The following is a 17,419-nucleotide window of genomic DNA, read 5'->3' on the forward strand; positions in this document are numbered from 1 at the left end:
GGATATGAACACGCCTCTGCCGCCCGCCGAAGAGCTGGCGCTCATCGATCGCGAGCTGGCTCAACTCGATGCCCGGCGGGTGTATCTGCTGGGCCGTCGGGACTGGTTGCTGCGTCTGCTGCTCCAGCCCGGGTCCGGCCCCGCCCCCGTCCGCTGGGGGCCCGCGGTGTCCGCCGGGCCCGCCGGACCCGCGCGGGAGGCCTCCGCCCCGAGCGCGCAGAACGTGCTGCTCACCCTGGGCGCGGTGCTGCTGGCGGTCGCCGCGCTCGCGTTCACGCTGGTCAGCTGGGGCTCGATGGGGATCGCCGGACGCTCGGCGGTGCTCGCCGCGGTGACGGCGGCGGCGCTGGGCGCGCCGGTGCTCCTGCTGCGCCGCGGGCTGCGGTCGACGGCGGAGTCGGTCGCGGCGCTCGGCCTGCTGCTGACGGTGCTCGACGCCTACGCGCTCCACGCGGTCGGCATGCCGGACGTGAACGGCACCGGTTACGCGGCGGGGGCGGCGGCCGTGCTGGCGGCCGCGTGGGCCGGTTACGGCTCGGGGCTGCGCACGCTGCGGCTCCCGCTGCCGGCCGCGGTGCTGGCGGCGCAGTTCGCGCTGCCGCTGGCGGCGCTGGCCGTGCGGCCGGATCCGCAGGCGCTCGGCTGGGCGCTGCTGGCGACGGCGGCGCTGGACGCGGCGCTCGCCCTGCGGGCCGGGTGGGTGGCGATCCCGGCCGCCGTGAGCGCCGCCGGGGCGCTGCTGATCGGAGTGGCCCAGTCCTGGTCGGCGGGTTCCGCGGCGGCGGCCGTGGCCCCGGCGGCGCTGCTGCTGGCGGGCGCGGCCCTCGGGGCGGCGGCCGCCTGGCGGGAGCCGCGGGCCTCGGCCGCGGCGCTGGTGGGGGCCCTGGCGGCGGTGGCCGGCCTGGGCGGGGTGGCCCGACCGGTCCTGGACCCGGCCTGGACGGTGCTGGCGCACCTGCTGCTCGCGCTGCCGCTGCTGGCGGCCGTAAGGGTCCCCGCGCTCCCGGCGGCGGTCCGGCGCGGGGTGGCCCTGGCCGGGGCCGCGGTGGCGTCCCTGGCGGCGCCGGCGGCCGGTGTCGCGGCGGCCACGGCCCTGGTGGCGCGGCTGCGGGTGCTGGGTGAGGTGTGGGCGGCGACGACGCCGGACCGGGATCCGTACGGGTCGGGGGTGGCGGTCGTGCTGATCCTGCTGATCGCGGCGGGGGCGGCCCGGTGGACGGCGCGGGCCCTGTCGCGGCCGGAGCCCACGGTGGTGGCGGTGGTCCTGGCCTGGGCGGGGCTGTTCACGGCCCCGGTGCTGCTCGGGTTCCCGGTGGCGGCGGTGTTCGCCGCGCAGTTCGCGGTTGCGGGCGCGGCGGGGGTCCTCGCCCTGCGCTCCCCGGAGCGCGGGGTCCGGATCGCGGCGGCGGTGTGCGCGCTGGTCGGCGCCGCGAACGTGTCCCTGGGCGCGCTGGACGGCCGGGCGGCGACCTTCGCGGTGTGGGGGCTGCTGGGCGCGGGCTGCGCGGCGGGAGCGGCGTACGGGCCCGCTCCGAAGGCGGTGCGGTCCGGGGCGGCGGTGTGCGCGGTCGGGTACACCACGGGTGTGCTGGTGGCGGCGGGCGCGGTGTCGGACCTGGCGGTGGTCTGGTGGGCGCTGCCGGTCCTCGCGGTTCCGGCACTGGCGGCGGCGCTCGGGCCGCGGCTCGGCGAGGTCCGGCTGCCGGTCGAGATCGCGGCGGCGGTGGCGGGCGTCCTGGCGCTGGGCCTGTCGGCCGGCCGGGCCGGAACCCTGGCGCTGGTCCTGGCCCTGGCCGGGGTGATCTGCGCGGGCGCCGCGGTGCGGCCGGAGCGGCGGGTGCTGGGCTGGGCGGCGGGGGCGCTGCTCGCGGCGGCGACCTGGGTGCGACTGGCCGAGGCCGGGGTGAGTGCGCCGGAGGCCTACACGCTGCCGGTGACGGTGCCCGCGCTGGTGGTGGGGCTGCTGCGGCGGCGCAGGGACCCGGGGGCCTCGTCCTGGACGGCGTACGGCCCGGGCCTGGCGGCGACGCTGCTGCCGAGCCTGGTGGCGGCCTGGGGGGACCCGGGGTGGCCGCGCCCGCTGCTGCTGGGGGTGGCCGCGCTGGTGGTGACCCTGCTGGGCGCCCGGCGGCGGTTGCAGGCCCCGCTCCTGCTCGGCGGGGCCGTGCTCGCGGCGGTGGCGGTGCACGAGCTGGCCCCGTACGTGGTGCAGGTCGCGGGTGCGCTCCCGCGCTGGGTGCCGCCGGCCCTGGCGGGCCTGCTGCTGCTGGCGGTGGGGGCGACGTACGAGCGGCGGCTGCGCGATGCCCGCAGGCTGCGGGCCGCGATCGGCCGACTGCGGTAGACGGTCTCCGGCGACCGGGGGAACGCCAGAGGCCCGGAGACGGTGAAGTCTCCGGGCCTCTGGTCCGGGTGGGCGATACTGGGTTCGAACCAGTGACCCCTTCGGTGTGAACGAAGTGCTCTCCCACTGAGCTAATCGCCCCGGACGCACCGCAAACATTACCGCATGTCAGCGGTGCTCCCTGACCATCACTGGTCCTTGAGGCTCCAGGGCAGGACGAGCCCGTACTTCCAGAGGTAGAAACCGATCAGCGCGCCCGCGATGACGAGGCCCACGCTGGTCAGGATGATGTTGCGGCGGCGGACCTTCGGGTCGAGCGCCTTCTGTGCCGCCTCGGTCACCTTCCGCTTCGTCCAGCGCAGCACGAGGTGGGCCCAGGCGAACTCGGTGGCCCAGATCGCCAGGCCCGCGAAGATCGCGACCCAGCCCGGTCCGGGCAGTACGAGCATGGCGACGCCCGCACCGATGACCGCGAGGCCGACGATGAAGACGCCGACCTGCCAGCTCAGGTGCAGGCTCCTGTTCCGCTTGATGAAGGCCGGAGCCTTCGACACGTGCGGCGTCTCCTCGGCGGCCTCGGTGCCGGCTTCCGCGGTGGATCCGGCGGCGGCTTCCGTGGCGGCCTCTTCAGCGGCGGACCCGTGGGTTCCGCGGTCACTCCCCGTATTCATGGACCCGAATCTACCGGAGCTCGATGCACACGGGAATGCGGGTTTGGATCCGCCGTCCGAGGGACCCAGAGGTCCGCAAAACGGTCAGAGGGGTTTACAACGGCACCGTAGGTGGCATGTCGATTTCGCCGACGTGCGAATCCCCGAGCGCACACTGAGCGAAAGGCCCTGGCGCTTATGAACACCACGGTCAGCTGCGAGCTGCACCTGCGCCTCGTTGTGTCGAGCGAGTCCTCACTGCCTGTTCCCGCGGGCCTGCGGTATGACACGGCCGACCCCTACGCCGTGCACGCCACCTTCCACACCGGCGCCGAGGAAACGGTCGAATGGGTGTTCGCCCGCGACCTCCTCGCGGAGGGCCTCCACCGGCCCACCGGTACCGGCGACGTCCGCGTCTGGCCGTCCCGCAGCCACGGTCAGGGCGTCGTCTGCATCGCCCTGAGCTCACCGGAGGGAGAAGCACTGCTCGAAGCACCCGCCCGAGCACTCGAGTCGTTCCTCAAGCGGACGGACGCCGCGGTTCCACCCGGGACCGAACACCGGCACTTCGACCTCGACAAGGAGCTCTCCCACATCCTGGCCGAAAGCTGAGCCAGGCCTACAGCCGCTCGACACCGTCCGACTCGGGGCGACGGTGCGGGGCGGACAACCACATACGGCAGTGCCGGCGCTGTTCCCGCGGAAGCCACCCGCGAGGACGGCGCCGGTGTGCTCTGCGCGACCCGCTATTGTCGGGCGGCAGCGGCGACGGCCCCCGTCGTCGCAGGCCCGGCCCCTGAGGGAGACCCCGTGCAGATCCCCCACGACACCCGTCGCGCGCTCGACGTCGTCGTCGCGCTGGTGAACACCGCGGCCGAGGCCGACCAGCCCGACGGACTCTCGGACATCGGTGCGCTGCGCGGATTCGTCCAGGAGTACTCGATCAGCGACGTCGGCGAGCTCAGCGCCCGCGACCTGGCCGGCGTCCGGACGGTCCGCGGGAAGTTCGCGCAGGTCTTCGCCTCCCCGAACCCGCGTGCGGCTTCCATACTGATCAACGAGCTCGTGGCCACGGCGGGCACCACTCCGCAGCTGACCGACCACGACGGCTACGACTGGCACGTGCACTACTTCGCGCCCGGCGCGTCGGTGGGTGACCACCTGGCGGCCGACGGCGGCATGGCACTGGCCTTCATCGTGGTCTCCGGCGAGCAGGAACGGCTGCGCCGCTGCGAGGCCCCGGACTGCAGGCGCGCCTTCGTCGACCTGTCGCGCAACCGGTCCCGGCGCTACTGCGACAGCCGGACCTGCGGGAACCGGCTGCACGTGGCGGCGTACCGGGCCCGGCGCAAGGAGGCCGACGCGGAGGCGTCAGAGCATGAACAGGTCGTGCACGGCGGCGAGCAGCAGCAGGATGCCGATCACCGCTAGGAAGATCATCAGGGGTGGCTGGGAGAGCGCGAAGAGACACCCTCGCGGCTCCTCCACCACAGGGGCGGGTACCGGCGGGTCATGGTGCGATGTGTCGAACATGTCGGGGCGATGATGGCGCAGCGCGCCACACACCGGCCCTCAACACGCCAACATCCGCGCGGGAGTTCGCTCGATCTTGTGGACGATGGCCGACCTGGCCGGTCCGGCCCGGATCGCGTGCTCCGGTCCGGGTTCGGTTCCCGGGGTCAGATCCCGTGCTTCTTGAGGATGGCCTCGATGTCGGAGAAGTCGTCCGTGGGGGCGGCGGGCTGCGCCTGCGAACCGGCCTTGGCCGTGCCCAGGGACGGGGCGGAGGCACCCGGGGCGACGGCCCCGGCGGCCGGGCTCCCCTTGACCTTCTTCGCCGGCTTCCCGGACTCCCCGACCTCCGGCAGGCCGCGGCGCTCGATGGCCCGGGTGGTCATGAAGAGCACCCAGGACAGCCCCAGCAGTCCGAAACCGGCCCAGACGGTCGGGTCGAAGACCATCCCGGACACCCAGTCCACGAACCCCGTCATCACCAGGGCGACCGGCACCAGCGCGTACGCGGTGATCCGCGCGGCGGCCAGGAAGCGTTTGCGGTAGGCGGTGACCGCGGCGATGCCCAGGCCCGCCACTGACACCGCGGAGCAAATGGTCTCGGCAAGCATGCGGTCCTCCGGACTCTCGGCGGCTCGGCGATCTGTCCCTATCCATCCTGCACCGGCCGCCGCCGCGGCGGCCAGGTTCCGGCCCGCCCCCGGACGGATCTCCGGGACATCTCCGGGTCGCGCCTCCTCCCTGGGTCCAGGTCGCTCGGCCGAGGTCACCGTCCCGGCCCCGGTCGGTGGGGCGGGTGCGGGCTGGGAGACTGTCCGTATGACCGATTCCGTGATCCTCGACGTCTGGTGCGAACTGCAGTGCCCGGACTGCCACCGCGCCCTGGACGACGTACGCGCCCTGCGGGCCCGCTACGGCGACCGGCTGGACATCCGGCTGCGCCACTTCCCCCTGGAGAAGCACAAGCACTCCTTCGCCGCGGCCCAGGCCGCCGAGGAGGCCGTCGAGCAGGGCCAGGGCTGGCCCTACGCGGAGGCGGTGCTGGCGCGCACCGCGGAGCTGGCCGAGCGCGGCGAGCCGGTCCTGCTGGACGTGGCGCGTGAACTGGGGCTCGACATCGAGGAGTTCGACACGGCCCTGATCGACGGTCGGCACATCCTGATCGTCGACGCCGACCAGGCCGAGGGCAAGGCGATCGGCGTGACCGGCACCCCGACGTACGTGATCGACGGGCAGCGCCTCGACGGCGGCAAGAGCCAGGACGGCCTGCGCGCCCGGATCGAGGAGATCGCCGACCGCCTGCTCGCGGACGCCGGCGAGTCGGCCTGATCCGAAGGACACGCCCTACACGAGGTCCTTGGCGTAGTTGAAGTTGGTGGGCCGGTAGCCGAGGGAGACGTACAACCGCAGGGCCGGGGTGTTGTCGGTGAAGACCTGGAGCGCCAGCGAACGGTGGCCGGCGGCGAGTGCGGCGCGCTCGGCGAGCGCCATCAGGTGGCGGCCGTGCCCGCGCCCTCGGTGCTCGGCCCGGACCTCGATGTCGTAGATGTACGCGCCCTCCCCGCGCGGCGCGAGCCACACGTGGCCGACGGGCCCCTCGCCCGCCTCCAGGACGACGAAGGTGGCTCCGGGGGTGGCCAGGCCCTCGGGCAGCAGGCTCTCGTGGTCGGCCACCGATTTGGCACGGGCGGCCTCGGCCGGCATGCCACGGCTCCTCCAGTTCGCGGCGTAGGCCTCGACGGTCCCGGCGTACCAGACCTCGTACTCGGTGTCCGTCATGGGGCGGCCGCGCACCTCCTCGGGGAGGGCGGGGGGCTCGGCCGGCAGGTCCTTGACCATGTTCCGGCTGTACTCGGTGTACCCGAGGGCCTCGGCCATGCACAGGCCGGCTTCCGAGTCCGCCGGGACCGACACGCGGACCCGGCGGCAGCCCCAGCCGCGCAGCACCTCCTCGGCGGCGAGCGCGGCGACGGTGGCCCTCCCCCGCCGCCGGTCGCCCTGTTCGACGGAGAGGTCGCGGATCTCGCCGACCGTCGGCCCGAAGGGGGTGTCGGAGGCGATCAGCAGGGCGCCGACCCGCCTGCTGTTGACCCGGATCTCGTACGGGCGCGAGCGTGCGCCGTCCGCCGTGTGCTGGAGCGGCCCGGACGGCCGCAGGGTGGTGGTCATCCCTTGAGTTCTACCCCTCCCCCGGCCGCCGCGACAGCCCTCCTCCGGCGCAAGCCGCCCCCGTTCCGGTCCCGGTCGCCCTACGGGTCGAGGTCCGAGCCCGCCATCACCTCGAAGATCCGCATCACCTCGGCCGTGACCGGTCCGGGGGCGGAGCCCAGTTCGCGGTCGTCGATCCGCGACACCGCCTGGGCGTCACGCAGCGAGGAGGTCACGAAGACCTCCTCGGCCCGCTCGAGCACCTCGAAGGGCAGGTCGGTCTCCTTGGCGCCGGCCCAGTCGACGATCAAGGCCCGGGTGATGCCGGCGAGGCAGCCGGAGGCGAGCGGCGGGGTGTGCAGTTCTCCGTCGAGTACGACGAAGACGTTGGAGCCGGTGCCCTCGCAGAGGCGGCCGAGCGTGTTGGCGAGGAGCGCCTCGGAGGCCCCGGCCCGGTGCGCGGCGGCGAGGGCGACCACGTTCTCGGCGTACGAGGTCGTCTTCAGCCCGGCCACGGCGGAGCGTTCGTTGCGGACCCAGGGCACCGTGACCACGGCGGTGGTGTCCGGGCGGCGGGGGGAGTCGGCGACGGCGGCGATCAGGGTGGTTCCGGCGTCTCCGCGGTCGGAGCCGAGGGGGGAGACACCACCGGTGTAGGTGACGCGCAACCGCCCGTGCTCCAGCGGGTTGGCCTCCAGTACGGCGGCGCAGGCGCGGCGGACCTCGTCGAGGTCGGGGTCCGGCAGGCCCAGGCCCCGGGCCGAGCGGGTGAGCCTTTCCAAGTGCCGGGTGAGCGCGAAGGCGCGGCCGCGCTCCGCCTTCAGCGTCTCGAAGACGCCGTCGCCCACGGTCAGGCCGTGGTCGAGGACGGACACCTTCGCGCTGTCCACCTCGGTCAGGGCTCCGTCGAGCCAGATCTTCATGGTGCGGTCCTTCCGATCGTGTCGTTCGTCCCCTGCGTGCCGCCGCTCACCTCGTGGCCCATGGCCACCCGCAGGAGCCGGGCGGCCTTGAGTTCGGTCTCCGCCCATTCGCGATCGGGGTCGGAGCCCCACGTGATGCCCGCTCCGGTGCCGAAGAGCAGGCGGGGGCCACCGGCGGCCTCGCGGTCGATCCAGAATGTACGGATACCGACGGCCAGCTCGGCGGTACCCCGGTCCGCGTCGACCCAGCCGATGCCTCCGCAGTAGGGGCCGCGCGGGGCGGTCTCCAGGGCTTCGATGATCCGCAGGGCGGAGGACTTGGGGGCGCCTGTGACCGAACCGGGCGGGAAGGTGGCGGCGAGCAGCTCGGGCCAGCCGGCGCCGTCGGCGAGTTCGCCGCTCACGATGGAGACGAGGTGGACCAGGCCCGGGTGCTCCTCGACGGCGCACAGCTCGGGGACGGCGACGGAGCCCGTCGCACAGACCCGGCCGAGGTCGTTGCGCACGAGGTCCACGATCATCACGTTCTCGGCGTGGTCCTTGGGGAGCAGGTCGTGGACGGTGCGGCCGGTCCCCTTGATGGGACCGGACTCGATGTGCCGTCCGGAGCGGCGTAGGAAGAGCTCGGGGGAGGCGGTGGCGATCTCGACGCCGTGGGCGGCCAGGCGAATCGTTCCTGCGAAGGGTGCGGGGTTGCCGCGCGCGAGGAGCGCGGTGAGCGCGTCGACGTCGGCGCGGTCGGGATGGGGCAACGGCGCGGACATCACCCGGCAGAGGTTGGCCTGGTAGACCTCACCCGCGGCGATGTGCTCACGGACGCGCCGTACGCCGGCCACGTACGCGGCGCGGTCGAGGGAGGAGGTCCACCGGTCGGCGTCGGGTCCGTGCCAGGCGCCCGGAACGGGCGCGGGGACGGGCACGCGGCGGACGTCGCCGAAGCGCGCGCAGACGAGCCGTCCCTCGAAGTCGGCGGACACCGCCCAGAAGCCGGTGGAGTCGAGGGCGGCGGGGTCGCCGGTGACGTCTCGGAGGTCGGTCGCGAGGAGGCCGCCGAAGCGGGCCATGGGAGGCAGGTCGTGCACGGCTGCGAGTCTATGACCGGTGACGACACGGCGCCGGTGCGGTGACGGCAGGGTGACCTGTGGTGATCGAGCGGCAGCACGCTGCGGAAACGCGTTTTTGAGCTGGCCCGGTAATCCGCTAGAGTTCAACACGTCGCCAGGGAGCGAAGGGGAAAAACCCCGGAGCGAACACGGTGACCTGCGGACGTAGCTCAGTTGGTAGAGCACCACCTTGCCAAGGTGGATGTCGCGAGTTCGAGTCTCGTCGTCCGCTCGAAGTGGGGGATCTTCCCGAGAACCCCTACAGCTCCATGGTGGAGTGGCCGAGAGGCGAGGCAACGGCCTGCAAAGCCGTCTACACGGGTTCAAATCCCGTCTCCACCTCCAAGGACGATTAGCTCAGCGGGAGAGCGCTTCCCTGACACGGAAGAGGTCACTGGTTCAATCCCAGTATCGTCCACTGATCCGCAAGGATCCCCGCGCGATTAGCTCAGCGGGAGAGCGCTTCCCTGACACGGAAGAGGTCACTGGTTCAATCCCAGTATCGCGCACGCAGCACCAGCATCACCTGTTTCACCTGCGGCTTTCGAGCCGTGGAGCCCGCGCGATTAGCTCAGCGGGAGAGCGCTTCCCTGACACGGAAGAGGTCACTGGTTCAATCCCAGTATCGCGCACCATCGGAAAGCCCCGACCGTCCTGCGGTCGGGGCTTTCGCGTTCCCCCGCACGAGTGGGCCGTGCACGAGTGGGCCGCGCACGAGTGAGCGGGCAGGAAAGGTCGAGGCGCATCGAAAAGGGTGCTGCCCGTCCGACTCCCCAGTCGTACGGGCAGCACCCTTCACTGCCGTCCGTCCGTCGCTCCCCCGTCCCCACGGGGTTCGACAGGCCGATGTCCCGGTCCGGGCCGCTCTCCCGGACCTGGGGCGCCGCTCAGCGCCCCAGCATCACGCCTACGGACGACGCCTGTGCCGCCAGCTGATCGAAGCCTCCGAAGAGGAAGAGCAGCAGGGCGGCCAGGGGGAGCACCATGGCCGCGGCCACCAAGGGGTGGCGGGTACCGGACTCGTGGCCGTTGAACGCGAATGCCTTGCGCCCGTGCCGTGCGATGTCCGCCATGGTCCTCTCCCTGTCGTCTGGCAGCGGCGGGCTCGTGACCTCGGGGGACGAGTGCGCCACCCGCCGCTTGTCTTCAACACTAGGCGGGTGGGCGGCTCCTGGCCTCATGCCCTCGTACCCATTGCCGGGCCTCCAGGAGGATGACGGGGCCTCCCCCGTGTACTCCCCTGGGTGGAGACCGCACCCCCGTTGTGGGGGACTTCCCGGAGGGGATGACCGGAGGGTAGTGACTTCGCTCACTTGCGTCACTCCCTGTGGCCGCGTGTCCGTCCACCGGCCGCCGGCAAGATCGACTCGGCCGGGAGTCACCCGCGGTCGCCCCGGGGCGGGCCCGCACCTGCTCCGGGGCTCCAATCCCCTTGCCGCAAAGGGCGTTTGGCCGGGTGGGCGGCCCCGGTGGAACGTCCGGCCGGCAGCGCGGGCGCCCCCTCACGTGTGCTGTGCCGCACTGACGATCGAATCCCCCGGCGAGGGCGCGGCCTCTGAGCACGCATGCCGGATGGTCCGTAAGCTGTGCCACGTCAACAGGACGACCGGTCAGCGGGGTGGACATGGCGATGATGCGGCTCCGGCGCGAGGACCCGCGTGTCGTCGGCTCGTTCAGACTGCACCGGCGGCTCGGCGCCGGCGGCATGGGCGTGGTCTACCTGGGATCGGACCGGCGCGGACAGCGTGTCGCGCTCAAGGTCATCCGGCCGGACCTGGCCGAGGACCAGGAGTTCCGCTCGCGGTTCGCCCGCGAGGTGTCCGCCGCCCGGCGGATCCGGGGCGGCTGCACGGCACGCCTGGTGGCGGCGGACCTGGAGGCCGAGCGCCCCTGGTTCGCGACCCAGTACGTACCCGGCCCCTCGCTGCACGACAAGGTGGCCGAGGAAGGCCCCCTGACGGCCGCGCAGATCGCCGCCGTGGGTGCCGCGCTCTCCGAGGGCCTGGTCGCCGTCCACGAGGCGGGGGTCGTCCACCGGGACCTCAAGCCCTCGAACATCCTGCTGTCGCCGAAGGGTCCGCGGATCATCGACTTCGGCATCGCCTGGGCCACCGGCGCGAGCACCCTCACCCATGTGGGTACGGCTGTCGGCTCCCCCGGGTTCCTCGCACCCGAGCAGGTACGCGGCGCCGCCGTCACCCCGGCCACCGACGTCTTCGCCCTCGGCGCCACGCTGGCCTACGCGGCCACCGCCGACTCGCCCTTCGGGCACGGCAGTTCCGAGGTCATGCTGTACCGCGTGGTGCACGAGGAGCCGCACCTCCAGGGCGTGCCGGACGCGCTGGCGCCCCTGGTGCGGGCCTGCCTCGCCAAGGACCCCGAGGAGCGGCCCAGCACGCTCCAGCTGTCGATGCGGCTCAAGGAGATCGCGGCCCGCGAGGCGCAGGGGCTCTCCGACGGGCGCCCGCCGGCCCAGCGGGCCCGGGTGGAGCGGCCGACCGGGCGGCTCCCCGAGGCGGAGCGGATCGGCGGCGCGGCCGAGGAGTACCCGGGCCGGCGTCCCGAGCGTCGCACCGGCGGCACCACGCCCAGGGCCCAGGACGGCACCCCGAGCGGTCCGCACTCGCGGCCCTCGTCCTCCCGCAACCCGCAGCACCCCGGCGGCCCGTCCTCCCGGCCGACCTCGGGGCGTACGGGCGGCCGTCCGGCCCCCAGGACGACGGGGACGGGACGGCGGCCCTCCCGGCCGGATCCGAAGCTGATGCGGCAGCGGCTGATCGTGTTCGTCGTGGTGACGCTGATCGTGGCGCTGGGCATCGCGGCGGCCCAGAAGCTGTAGCCCCGGCCGTAGCCCGGCCTTGGCCCCGGGTGCGAGCCAGGGCGTCGCTACTGCGCGGCGCGGCCCTGGGCCACCGCGTAGAAGGCGACCGCGGCCGCCGCGCCCACGTTCAGCGAGTCCACGCCGTGCGCCATGGGGATCCGCACCCACTCGTCGGCGGCGACCAGCGCGGGCGTGGACAGTCCGTCGCCCTCGGCCCCGAGCATCAGCGCGACCCGTTCCAGGGACTGCGGCGCGGCCACGTCGATCGGCGTGGCCTTCTCGTGCGGGGTGAGGGCGAGCAGCTTGAAGCCCGCCTCACGCACCGAGTCGAGGCTCTTCGGCCAGGCCTCCAGGCGGGCGTACGGCACGGAGAACACCGCCCCCATGGACACCTTCACCGAGCGGCGGTAGAGCGGGTCCGCGCAGTCCGGTGACAGCAGCACCGCGTCCATGCCGAGGGCGGCGGCGCTGCGGAAGATGGCCCCGATGTTGGTGTGGTCGTTGACCGCTTCCATGACGACCACCCGCCGGGTGGTGGACAGCAGTTCCTCGGCCGTGGGCAGCGGCTTGCGCTGCATGGAGGCCAGGGCCCCGCGGTGCACGTGGTAGCCGGTGACGCGCTCGGCGAGCTCGGGACTCACGGCGTAGACCGGTGCCGGGAGTTCGTCGATGACGTCGCGCATGACGTCGACCCACTTGGCGGAGAGCAGCATCGAGCGCATCTCGTACCCGGCGTCCTTGGCGCGTCTGATGACCTTCTCGCCCTCGGCGATGAAAAGGCCTTCCGCGGGCTCGCGCCTGCGCCGGAGTTCGACGTCGGTCAGGCCCGTGTAGTCGCGCAGGCGCGGGTCGTCGGGGTCGTTGACGGTGATGAGATCAGCCACAGGGTGATACTGCCTTGTCCGGGGTGCGGTGCCAACGGCCTGTCAGGCGCCGGTGGCGGGGAGGGTGCGGTCGCCCGGCCCGTTCACGCGGACGACCTCGCCGATGACGATGACGGCCGGCGGGCGGACCTCTTCGGCGCGTACGGTCTCGCCGACCGTGGCCAAGGTGGCGTCCACCCGGCGCTGGGTGGCGGTGGTGCCCTCCTGGATCACCGCGACCGGGGTGTCCGCGCTGCGACCGTGGCGCACCAGCGCCTCGGCGATCAGGCCGATCTTGTCGACGCCCATCAGGATCACCAGGGTGCCGGTGAGCTTGGCGAGGGAGGCCCAGTCCACGAGCGAGCGCGCGTCGTCGGGGCCGACGTGGCCGCTGACCACGGTGAACTCGTGCGCCACACCGCGGTGGGTGACCGGGATGCCGACGGCGCCGGGCACCGAGATGGAGCTGGAGATACCGGGAACGACGGTGCAGGGGATGCCGGCCTCGGCGAGGGCCTGGAGCTCCTCCATGCCGCGGCCGAAGACGTACGGGTCCCCGCCCTTGAGTCGGACCACGGCCTTGCCGGCCTTGGCGTGCTCGATCAGGGCGTTGTTGATGGCCTCCTGGGCCATGAACCGGCCGTACGGGATCTTCGCGGCGTCGATGACCTCGACGTGCGGCGGAAGTTCGTCGAGCAGGTCGCGGGGGCCGAGTCGGTCGGCGATGACCACGTCGGCCTCGGCGAGGAGCCGGCGGCCGCGCACGGTGATCAGGTCCGGGTCGCCCGGGCCGCCGCCGACGAGCGCCACGCCGGGGCCGGCCTTGTGCCGGTGGGTGGGAGCGGTGAGGGTGCCGTCGCGCAGGCCTTCGACGACGGCGTCACGGACGGCCGCGGAACGGCGGGGGTCGTTGCCGGTCAGCACGGCGACGGTGACCCCCTCGATGCGGCCGGTCGCGGGGGTCCAGGCGGTGGCGGCGGAGGCGTCGTCGGCGCGCACGCACCAGACGCGCTCGCGCTCGGCCTCGGCGGAGGCGCGCTCGTTGTCCTCGCGGTTCTGGGTGGCGATCAGCGCGTACCAGGCGTCGGCGAGGTCGCCCTCCTGGTAGCGGCGGCGCTCCCAACGGATCTCGCCGGTCTCGGCCATGGCGTCCACGGAGGGCGTGGCGGAGGGCGAGATGAGCAGGACGTCGGCGCCGGCCGCGATGAGCGCGGGAAGGCGGCGCTGCGCGACCTGTCCGCCGCCGATGACGACGACACGGCGGCCGGCGAGACGGAGTCCTACGGGGTACGCGGGGGTGTCGGCCATGGCGGTGCGGCTCCTGAAGGCGGCGGTGCTCTTGCGTGCCGCTGCGGCGCTGGAGCGGCGGTGTACTGACGTGCGGTAATCCGGTGCGGGTCCACCATACGGCGCGGCCCGTCCCGAGGTGCGGACGGGGCTGCGCCCGACCCCTGCGGGGTCGCTCGGCGGGTCCGGGTCACCCCCGCGCGGGCTTCCGGCGCGCGGGCGGGGGGCGGGACGCTTCGCCCGCGGCAGGCCTGCTCCGGGACGGCCGGGGGCTTCGCGGTGGGCGATGCCCTTCCGGCAGGTCTCCTCGGCCGGCGAACCCTGAGCCGGACCGGCCCGCCGCTCGGCGGTGGGTTCGCTCGGCCCGCGGGGACCTCCCGGAGTGTCCCCGCCCCACGGCGGCGGGCGCGGGCCCGCCGTCCCGGCCCCCGGCGGAGGCCCGGGGTGGGTCCTACTTCTCGGTGACGCCCGCCGAGTCGAAGGTGGCGACCTCGTGCATCGCGCGGGCCGCGCTCTGGACCAGGGGGAGGGCGAGGAGGGCGCCGGTGCCCTCGCCGAGGCGGAGGTCCAGGTCGACCAGCGGGCGCAGGCCCAGCTTGTTCAGCGCCGCTACGTGGCCCGGCTCGGCGCTGCGGTGGCCCGCGATGCACGCCGACAGGGACTCCGGGGCGATGGCGCGGGCCACCAGGGCGGCGGCTCCGGCGCTGACGCCGTCCAGGATCACCGGGGTACGCAGGGACGCGCCGCCGAGCAGGAGGCCGACGATGGCCGCGTGCTCCAGGCCGCCGATCGCCGCGAGGACGCCGATCGGGTCCGCCGGGTCGGGCTGGTGGAGCTCCAGGGCGCGGCGGACGACCTCGACCTTGCGGGCGTGCGTCTCGTCGTTGATGCCCGTGCCGCGGCCGGTCACCTCGGCCGGGTCGACACCGGTGAAGACCGAGATGAGAGCGGCGGACACGGTGGTGTTCGCGATGCCCATCTCTCCGGTGAGGAGCGCCTTGTTGCCCGCCGCCACCAGGTCGCGGGCCGTCTCGATGCCCACCTCGATGGCCGCGACGGCTTCCTCGCGGGTCATGGCGGGGCCGGTGGAGAGGTCGGCGGTGCCGGGGCGGACCTTGCGCGGGAGCAGGCCCGGGGTGGCCGGGAGGTCACCCGCGACGCCGACGTCGATCACGCAGACCTCGGCGCCCACCTGGTTGGCGAAGGCGTTGCAGACCGCGCCGCCGCCCAGGAAGTTGGCGACCATCTGCGTGGTGACCTCCTGGGGCCACGGGGTGACGCCCTGGGCGTGCACGCCGTGGTCACCGGCGAAGATCGCGACCGCCGCAGGCTCCGGGATCGGCGGCGGGCAGACCCGGGAGAGGCCGGACAGCTGGGCGGAGATGATCTCCAGCATGCCGAGGGCGCCGGCGGGCTTGGTCATGCGCTTCTGGCGCTCCCAGGCCTCGCCCAGGGCCTTCGCGTCGAGCGGGCGGATGCTGGCGACGGTCTCGGAGAGCAGGTCGTGCGGCTCCTCGCCGGGCAGCGCACGGCGGCCGTAGGTCTCCTCGTGGACCACCCAGGACAGCGGGCGGCGCTGCGACCAGCCGGCCTGGGCCAGCTCGGGCTCCTCGGGGAACTCGTCGACGTAGCCGACGCAGAGGTAGGCGACGACTTCGAGGTGCTCGGGCAGGCCCAGCTCGCGGACCATCTCGCGCTCGTCGAAGAAGCTGACCCAGCCCACGCCGAGGCCCTCGGCGCGCGCGGCGAGCCAGAGGTTCTCGACGGCGAGGGCCGAGGAGTACGGGGCCATCTGCGGCTGAGTGTGCCGGCCGAGGGTGTGGCGCCCGCCCCGGGTGGGGTCGGCGGTGACGACGATGTTGACCGGGGTGTCGAGGATGGCCTCGATCTTGAGTTCCTTGAACTGCTTCGCCCGGCCCTTGGGCAGCGACTTCGCGTACGCCTCGCGCTGGCGCTGGGCGAGCTCGTGCATCGTCCGGCGGGTCTCGGCGGAGCGGATGACGACGAAGTCCCAGGGCTGCGAGTGGCCGACGCTGGGCGCGGTGTGGGCCGCCTCCAGGACGCGGAGCAGCACCTCGTGCGGGATCGGGTCGGTACGGAAGCCCTTGCGGATGTCGCGGCGCTCGCGCATGACGCGCAGGACGGCCTCGCGCTCGGCGTCGGCGTAGCCGGGGGCCGCCTCGCCGACGGAGGGCGCGGCGGCGTCCGTCACGGGCTCGACCTCCGGCTGCCCCTCGGGCTGCTCCGCGGGGACCGGCTCGGGGGCGGCCTCGGGGTGGATCTGGAGGTGCGGCGCCGGCTCCGGCTCGGGCTCGGGCCGGACGGTCTGCGGCTGGGCCGGCTCCGCCACGACGGCCGGGGCGGCGGGCACCGGCTCGGGCCGTACCTCGACCGGCTCCGCGGCCGGGGCCTCGGGCTGCCCCGCCGGGACGGCCTCCGGCTGCGCCGGCTCGGCCGCGACGGGCGGGGCCACGCGTGCGGGCTCGGGCTGGGGTTCCACGGCCACCGGCTCGGCCACGACCGGCAGCGGCTGCGGCTCGACCGCGACGGGCTCGACCGCGACGGGCTCCGGGGCGACCGGCTCGGCCACGGCGGCCGCCACCGGCTCCACCGGGGCGACCGGCTCGGGCTGCGGCTCCGGCTCGGGCTCGACGGCGAGGGGCTCGGCGGCGACCGGCTCGGCGGCAGCCGGCTCGACCGCGACCGGCTCCGGCTGGGGTTCCGGCTCGACCGCGACGGGCTCGGGCTGAACGGGCTCGGGCTGGACCACCGTCTCCGCGGGAGCCGGGGTCGGCTCCGGCTCCACGGGGGCCGCGACGGACTCCGCCACCGGCTCGGCCACCGCTTCGGCGACCGGCTCGGGCGCGGCGACCGGCTCCGGGGTCCAGGGGGCCCCGGCCTGCGGCGGGATCTCGGCCGGCTGGGCCGCGGCGGCCGGCGCCGCCTCGGCGCGGACGTCCAGGTACTCGGGTCCCATGGTCGGGGGCCCCGCCTGCGGGAACGGGGTGGGCGCCGCCGGAGTGCTCACGGCGGCCATCGCGGCGGCCTGGGCGGGCGCCGCGGCCGGGCCGCGGTCGGCGAGGGACCGTACGACTCCGCCGTTGGCCTCGGGCATGGGCGGGCCCATGTGCAGGGGACGCCGCAGGGGTGCCGCGGGGGCCGCCGGGGCGGCCGGCGGCGGGACGACGAGGCCGCCGAGGTCGAGCGCGCCGGAGTCACGGCCGCCGGTCTCGTGCGCGCCCGCGCTGTAGCCGCCGTCGGGGAACACGGGCGGGGGGAACTCGGTGTACCCGGCCGGGGCCTCGGCGTGGGCGGGCTCGGCGCCGAAGGGCTGGTCCGCGTACGTCTGCGGCTCGCCGAGCTGGGGCGCGGGGAAGGCCGGGGCCTGCGGGACGACCTGCGGGTCGCTCCAGGCGCCCTGGCCGCTCGGCATCAGCAGCAGTTCCTCGTCCTCCGGCTCGGCCGGATCGTCCATGAGGTCCTGGAAGGCGTAGCCGGCGGGAATCGGCGCCGGGATCTGGACCGGAGCGGGGACGCTCTGCTGATCCACCATGCCCGCGTTGTCCGGGAGACCCTCGCCCGGGACCTGGCCGGTGTCAGTCATGCTTACCCCTCGCCCATCGGTTTTGCCTCTTCGATCGCCCGGTCGCCCACGAGGCCGCCGAGCGGTGTTGCCTGCGGGGTTGCGGTGCGACGAGCTCGTCTCGCATGCGCCGGCACGACAACCAGTAAGCATTGTCGCGCCCGTCGGCCACCGTGGCGGCCATA

14 protein-coding genes and 6 tRNA genes are annotated in these 17,419 nt (G+C 74.3%); 10 read left to right on the forward strand and 10 right to left on the reverse strand.

Annotated elements, in window-relative coordinates; genetic code table 11:
- Positions 1-4: 4 nt before the first annotated feature.
- Positions 5-2,344, forward strand: a complete 2,340-nt coding sequence (locus ACGFYY_RS14815; protein WP_393709442.1) for an SCO7613 C-terminal domain-containing membrane protein — start codon at positions 5-7, stop codon at positions 2,342-2,344.
- 69 nt (positions 2,345-2,413) lie between these two features.
- Here the strand turns inward: ACGFYY_RS14815 and ACGFYY_RS14820 are convergent.
- A tRNA-Val gene (locus ACGFYY_RS14820) sits at positions 2,414-2,485 on the reverse strand.
- A 47-nt stretch (positions 2,486-2,532) separates the two neighbouring features.
- Complete coding sequence (locus ACGFYY_RS14825; RefSeq protein ID WP_365279838.1) at positions 2,533-3,015, reverse strand: TIGR02611 family protein; 483 nt, start codon at positions 3,013-3,015, stop codon at positions 2,533-2,535.
- Positions 3,016-3,192: 177 nt separating this feature from the next.
- On the opposite strand from ACGFYY_RS14825, the gene ACGFYY_RS14830 reads away from it, so the two are divergent.
- On the forward strand, positions 3,193-3,606 hold the full coding sequence (locus ACGFYY_RS14830) for an SsgA family sporulation/cell division regulator (protein WP_030011909.1): 414 nt from the start codon (positions 3,193-3,195) through the stop codon (positions 3,604-3,606).
- A 198-nt stretch (positions 3,607-3,804) separates the two neighbouring features.
- Complete coding sequence (locus ACGFYY_RS14835) at positions 3,805-4,425, forward strand: CGNR zinc finger domain-containing protein (protein ID WP_393709444.1); 621 nt, start codon at positions 3,805-3,807, stop codon at positions 4,423-4,425.
- Positions 4,426-4,673: 248 nt separating this feature from the next.
- Here the strand turns inward: ACGFYY_RS14835 and ACGFYY_RS14840 are convergent, their stop codons facing one another.
- Positions 4,674-5,117 carry a hypothetical protein gene (locus ACGFYY_RS14840; RefSeq protein ID WP_393709446.1) on the reverse strand — a complete coding sequence of 148 codons (444 nt, stop codon included), beginning with the start codon at positions 5,115-5,117 and terminating at the stop codon, positions 4,674-4,676.
- 208 nt (positions 5,118-5,325) lie between these two features.
- On the opposite strand from ACGFYY_RS14840, the gene ACGFYY_RS14845 reads away from it, so the two are divergent.
- Positions 5,326-5,835 (forward strand): DsbA family protein, encoded by a 510-nt coding sequence (locus ACGFYY_RS14845; RefSeq protein ID WP_365279847.1) that lies wholly within the window; start codon positions 5,326-5,328, stop codon positions 5,833-5,835.
- 15 nt (positions 5,836-5,850) lie between these two features.
- Here ACGFYY_RS14845 and ACGFYY_RS14850 read toward each other — a convergent pair whose 3' ends face one another.
- From ACGFYY_RS14850 to ACGFYY_RS14860, 3 genes are all read right to left on the reverse strand, one after another.
- Positions 5,851-6,675 (reverse strand): GNAT family N-acetyltransferase, encoded by an 825-nt coding sequence (locus ACGFYY_RS14850; RefSeq protein ID WP_393709449.1) that lies wholly within the window; start codon positions 6,673-6,675, stop codon positions 5,851-5,853.
- An 80-nt stretch (positions 6,676-6,755) separates the two neighbouring features.
- Positions 6,756-7,577: an aminotransferase class IV gene (locus ACGFYY_RS14855; protein WP_393709451.1), complete on the reverse strand. Its 822-nt coding sequence runs from the start codon at positions 7,575-7,577 to the stop codon at positions 6,756-6,758.
- Entirely contained in the window at positions 7,574-8,659 is a 1,086-nt protein-coding gene (locus tag ACGFYY_RS14860) for a chorismate-binding protein (protein ID WP_365279856.1), read from the reverse strand. Before ACGFYY_RS14860 ends, ACGFYY_RS14855 begins: the two co-directional genes overlap by 4 nt.
- Before the next feature lie 180 nt (positions 8,660-8,839).
- Here ACGFYY_RS14860 and ACGFYY_RS14865 point away from each other — a divergent pair.
- The 5 genes from ACGFYY_RS14865 (at position 8,840) to ACGFYY_RS14885 (ending at position 9,315) form a co-directional block, all read left to right on the forward strand.
- A tRNA-Gly gene (locus tag ACGFYY_RS14865) sits at positions 8,840-8,912 on the forward strand.
- A 39-nt stretch (positions 8,913-8,951) separates the two neighbouring features.
- Positions 8,952-9,025: transfer RNA gene (locus ACGFYY_RS14870), tRNA-Cys, on the forward strand.
- 1 nt (position 9,026) lies between these two features.
- Positions 9,027-9,098, forward strand: a tRNA-Val gene (locus ACGFYY_RS14875).
- Positions 9,099-9,117: 19 nt separating this feature from the next.
- Positions 9,118-9,189: transfer RNA gene (locus ACGFYY_RS14880), tRNA-Val, on the forward strand.
- Between the two features lie 51 nt (positions 9,190-9,240).
- A tRNA-Val gene (locus ACGFYY_RS14885) sits at positions 9,241-9,315 on the forward strand.
- A gap of 252 nt (positions 9,316-9,567) precedes the next feature.
- On the opposite strand, the gene ACGFYY_RS14890 is transcribed toward ACGFYY_RS14885, so the two are convergent.
- A complete protein-coding gene (locus ACGFYY_RS14890) occupies positions 9,568-9,777 on the reverse strand; it encodes a hypothetical protein (RefSeq protein WP_393709588.1) in 210 nt (69 codons plus the stop codon).
- A gap of 527 nt (positions 9,778-10,304) precedes the next feature.
- Between ACGFYY_RS14890 and ACGFYY_RS14895 the strand changes: the two genes are divergently transcribed.
- Entirely contained in the window at positions 10,305-11,519 is a 1,215-nt protein-coding gene (locus ACGFYY_RS14895; RefSeq protein ID WP_393709454.1) for a protein kinase, read from the forward strand.
- Between the two features lie 47 nt (positions 11,520-11,566).
- Here ACGFYY_RS14895 and ACGFYY_RS14900 read toward each other — a convergent pair whose 3' ends face one another.
- The 3 genes from ACGFYY_RS14900 to cobT all read right to left on the reverse strand — a co-directional run bounded on the left by ACGFYY_RS14900 (position 11,567) and on the right by cobT (position 17,255).
- Positions 11,567-12,385: an RNA methyltransferase gene (locus tag ACGFYY_RS14900; protein ID WP_030765610.1), complete on the reverse strand. Its 819-nt coding sequence runs from the start codon at positions 12,383-12,385 to the stop codon at positions 11,567-11,569.
- Between the two features lie 42 nt (positions 12,386-12,427).
- Positions 12,428-13,672: a uroporphyrinogen-III C-methyltransferase gene (gene cobA / locus ACGFYY_RS14905; protein WP_365279862.1), complete on the reverse strand. Its 1,245-nt coding sequence runs from the start codon at positions 13,670-13,672 to the stop codon at positions 12,428-12,430.
- 430 nt (positions 13,673-14,102) lie between these two features.
- Positions 14,103-17,255 (reverse strand): nicotinate-nucleotide--dimethylbenzimidazole phosphoribosyltransferase, encoded by a 3,153-nt coding sequence (gene cobT, locus ACGFYY_RS14910; RefSeq protein WP_393709457.1) that lies wholly within the window; start codon positions 17,253-17,255, stop codon positions 14,103-14,105.
- Positions 17,256-17,419: the final 164 nt, after the last annotated feature.

The organism is Streptomyces sp. NPDC048331 (assembly GCF_043201215.1).
Taxonomy (GTDB): Bacteria; Actinomycetota; Actinomycetes; order Streptomycetales; family Streptomycetaceae; genus Streptomyces.

Bases quoted from the DNA above. Each gene is read 5' to 3' on its own strand.
- ACGFYY_RS14815 (WP_393709442.1), top strand. From the start codon at position 5: ATGAACACGCCTCTGCCGCCCGCCGAAGAGCTGGCGCTCATCGATCGC.
- ACGFYY_RS14825 (WP_365279838.1), bottom strand. From the start codon at position 3,015: ATGAATACGGGGAGTGACCGCGGAACCCACGGGTCCGCCGCTGAAGAG.
- ACGFYY_RS14830 (WP_030011909.1), top strand. From the start codon at position 3,193: ATGAACACCACGGTCAGCTGCGAGCTGCACCTGCGCCTCGTTGTGTCG.
- ACGFYY_RS14840 (WP_393709446.1), bottom strand. From the start codon at position 5,117: ATGCTTGCCGAGACCATTTGCTCCGCGGTGTCAGTGGCGGGCCTGGGC.
- ACGFYY_RS14845 (WP_365279847.1), top strand. From the start codon at position 5,326: ATGACCGATTCCGTGATCCTCGACGTCTGGTGCGAACTGCAGTGCCCG.
- ACGFYY_RS14850 (WP_393709449.1), bottom strand. From the start codon at position 6,675: ATGACCACCACCCTGCGGCCGTCCGGGCCGCTCCAGCACACGGCGGAC.
- ACGFYY_RS14855 (WP_393709451.1), bottom strand. From the start codon at position 7,577: ATGAAGATCTGGCTCGACGGAGCCCTGACCGAGGTGGACAGCGCGAAG.
- ACGFYY_RS14895 (WP_393709454.1), top strand. From the start codon at position 10,305: ATGGCGATGATGCGGCTCCGGCGCGAGGACCCGCGTGTCGTCGGCTCG.
- cobA (WP_365279862.1), bottom strand. From the start codon at position 13,672: ATGGCCGACACCCCCGCGTACCCCGTAGGACTCCGTCTCGCCGGCCGC.
- cobT (WP_393709457.1), bottom strand. From the start codon at position 17,255: ATGACTGACACCGGCCAGGTCCCGGGCGAGGGTCTCCCGGACAACGCG.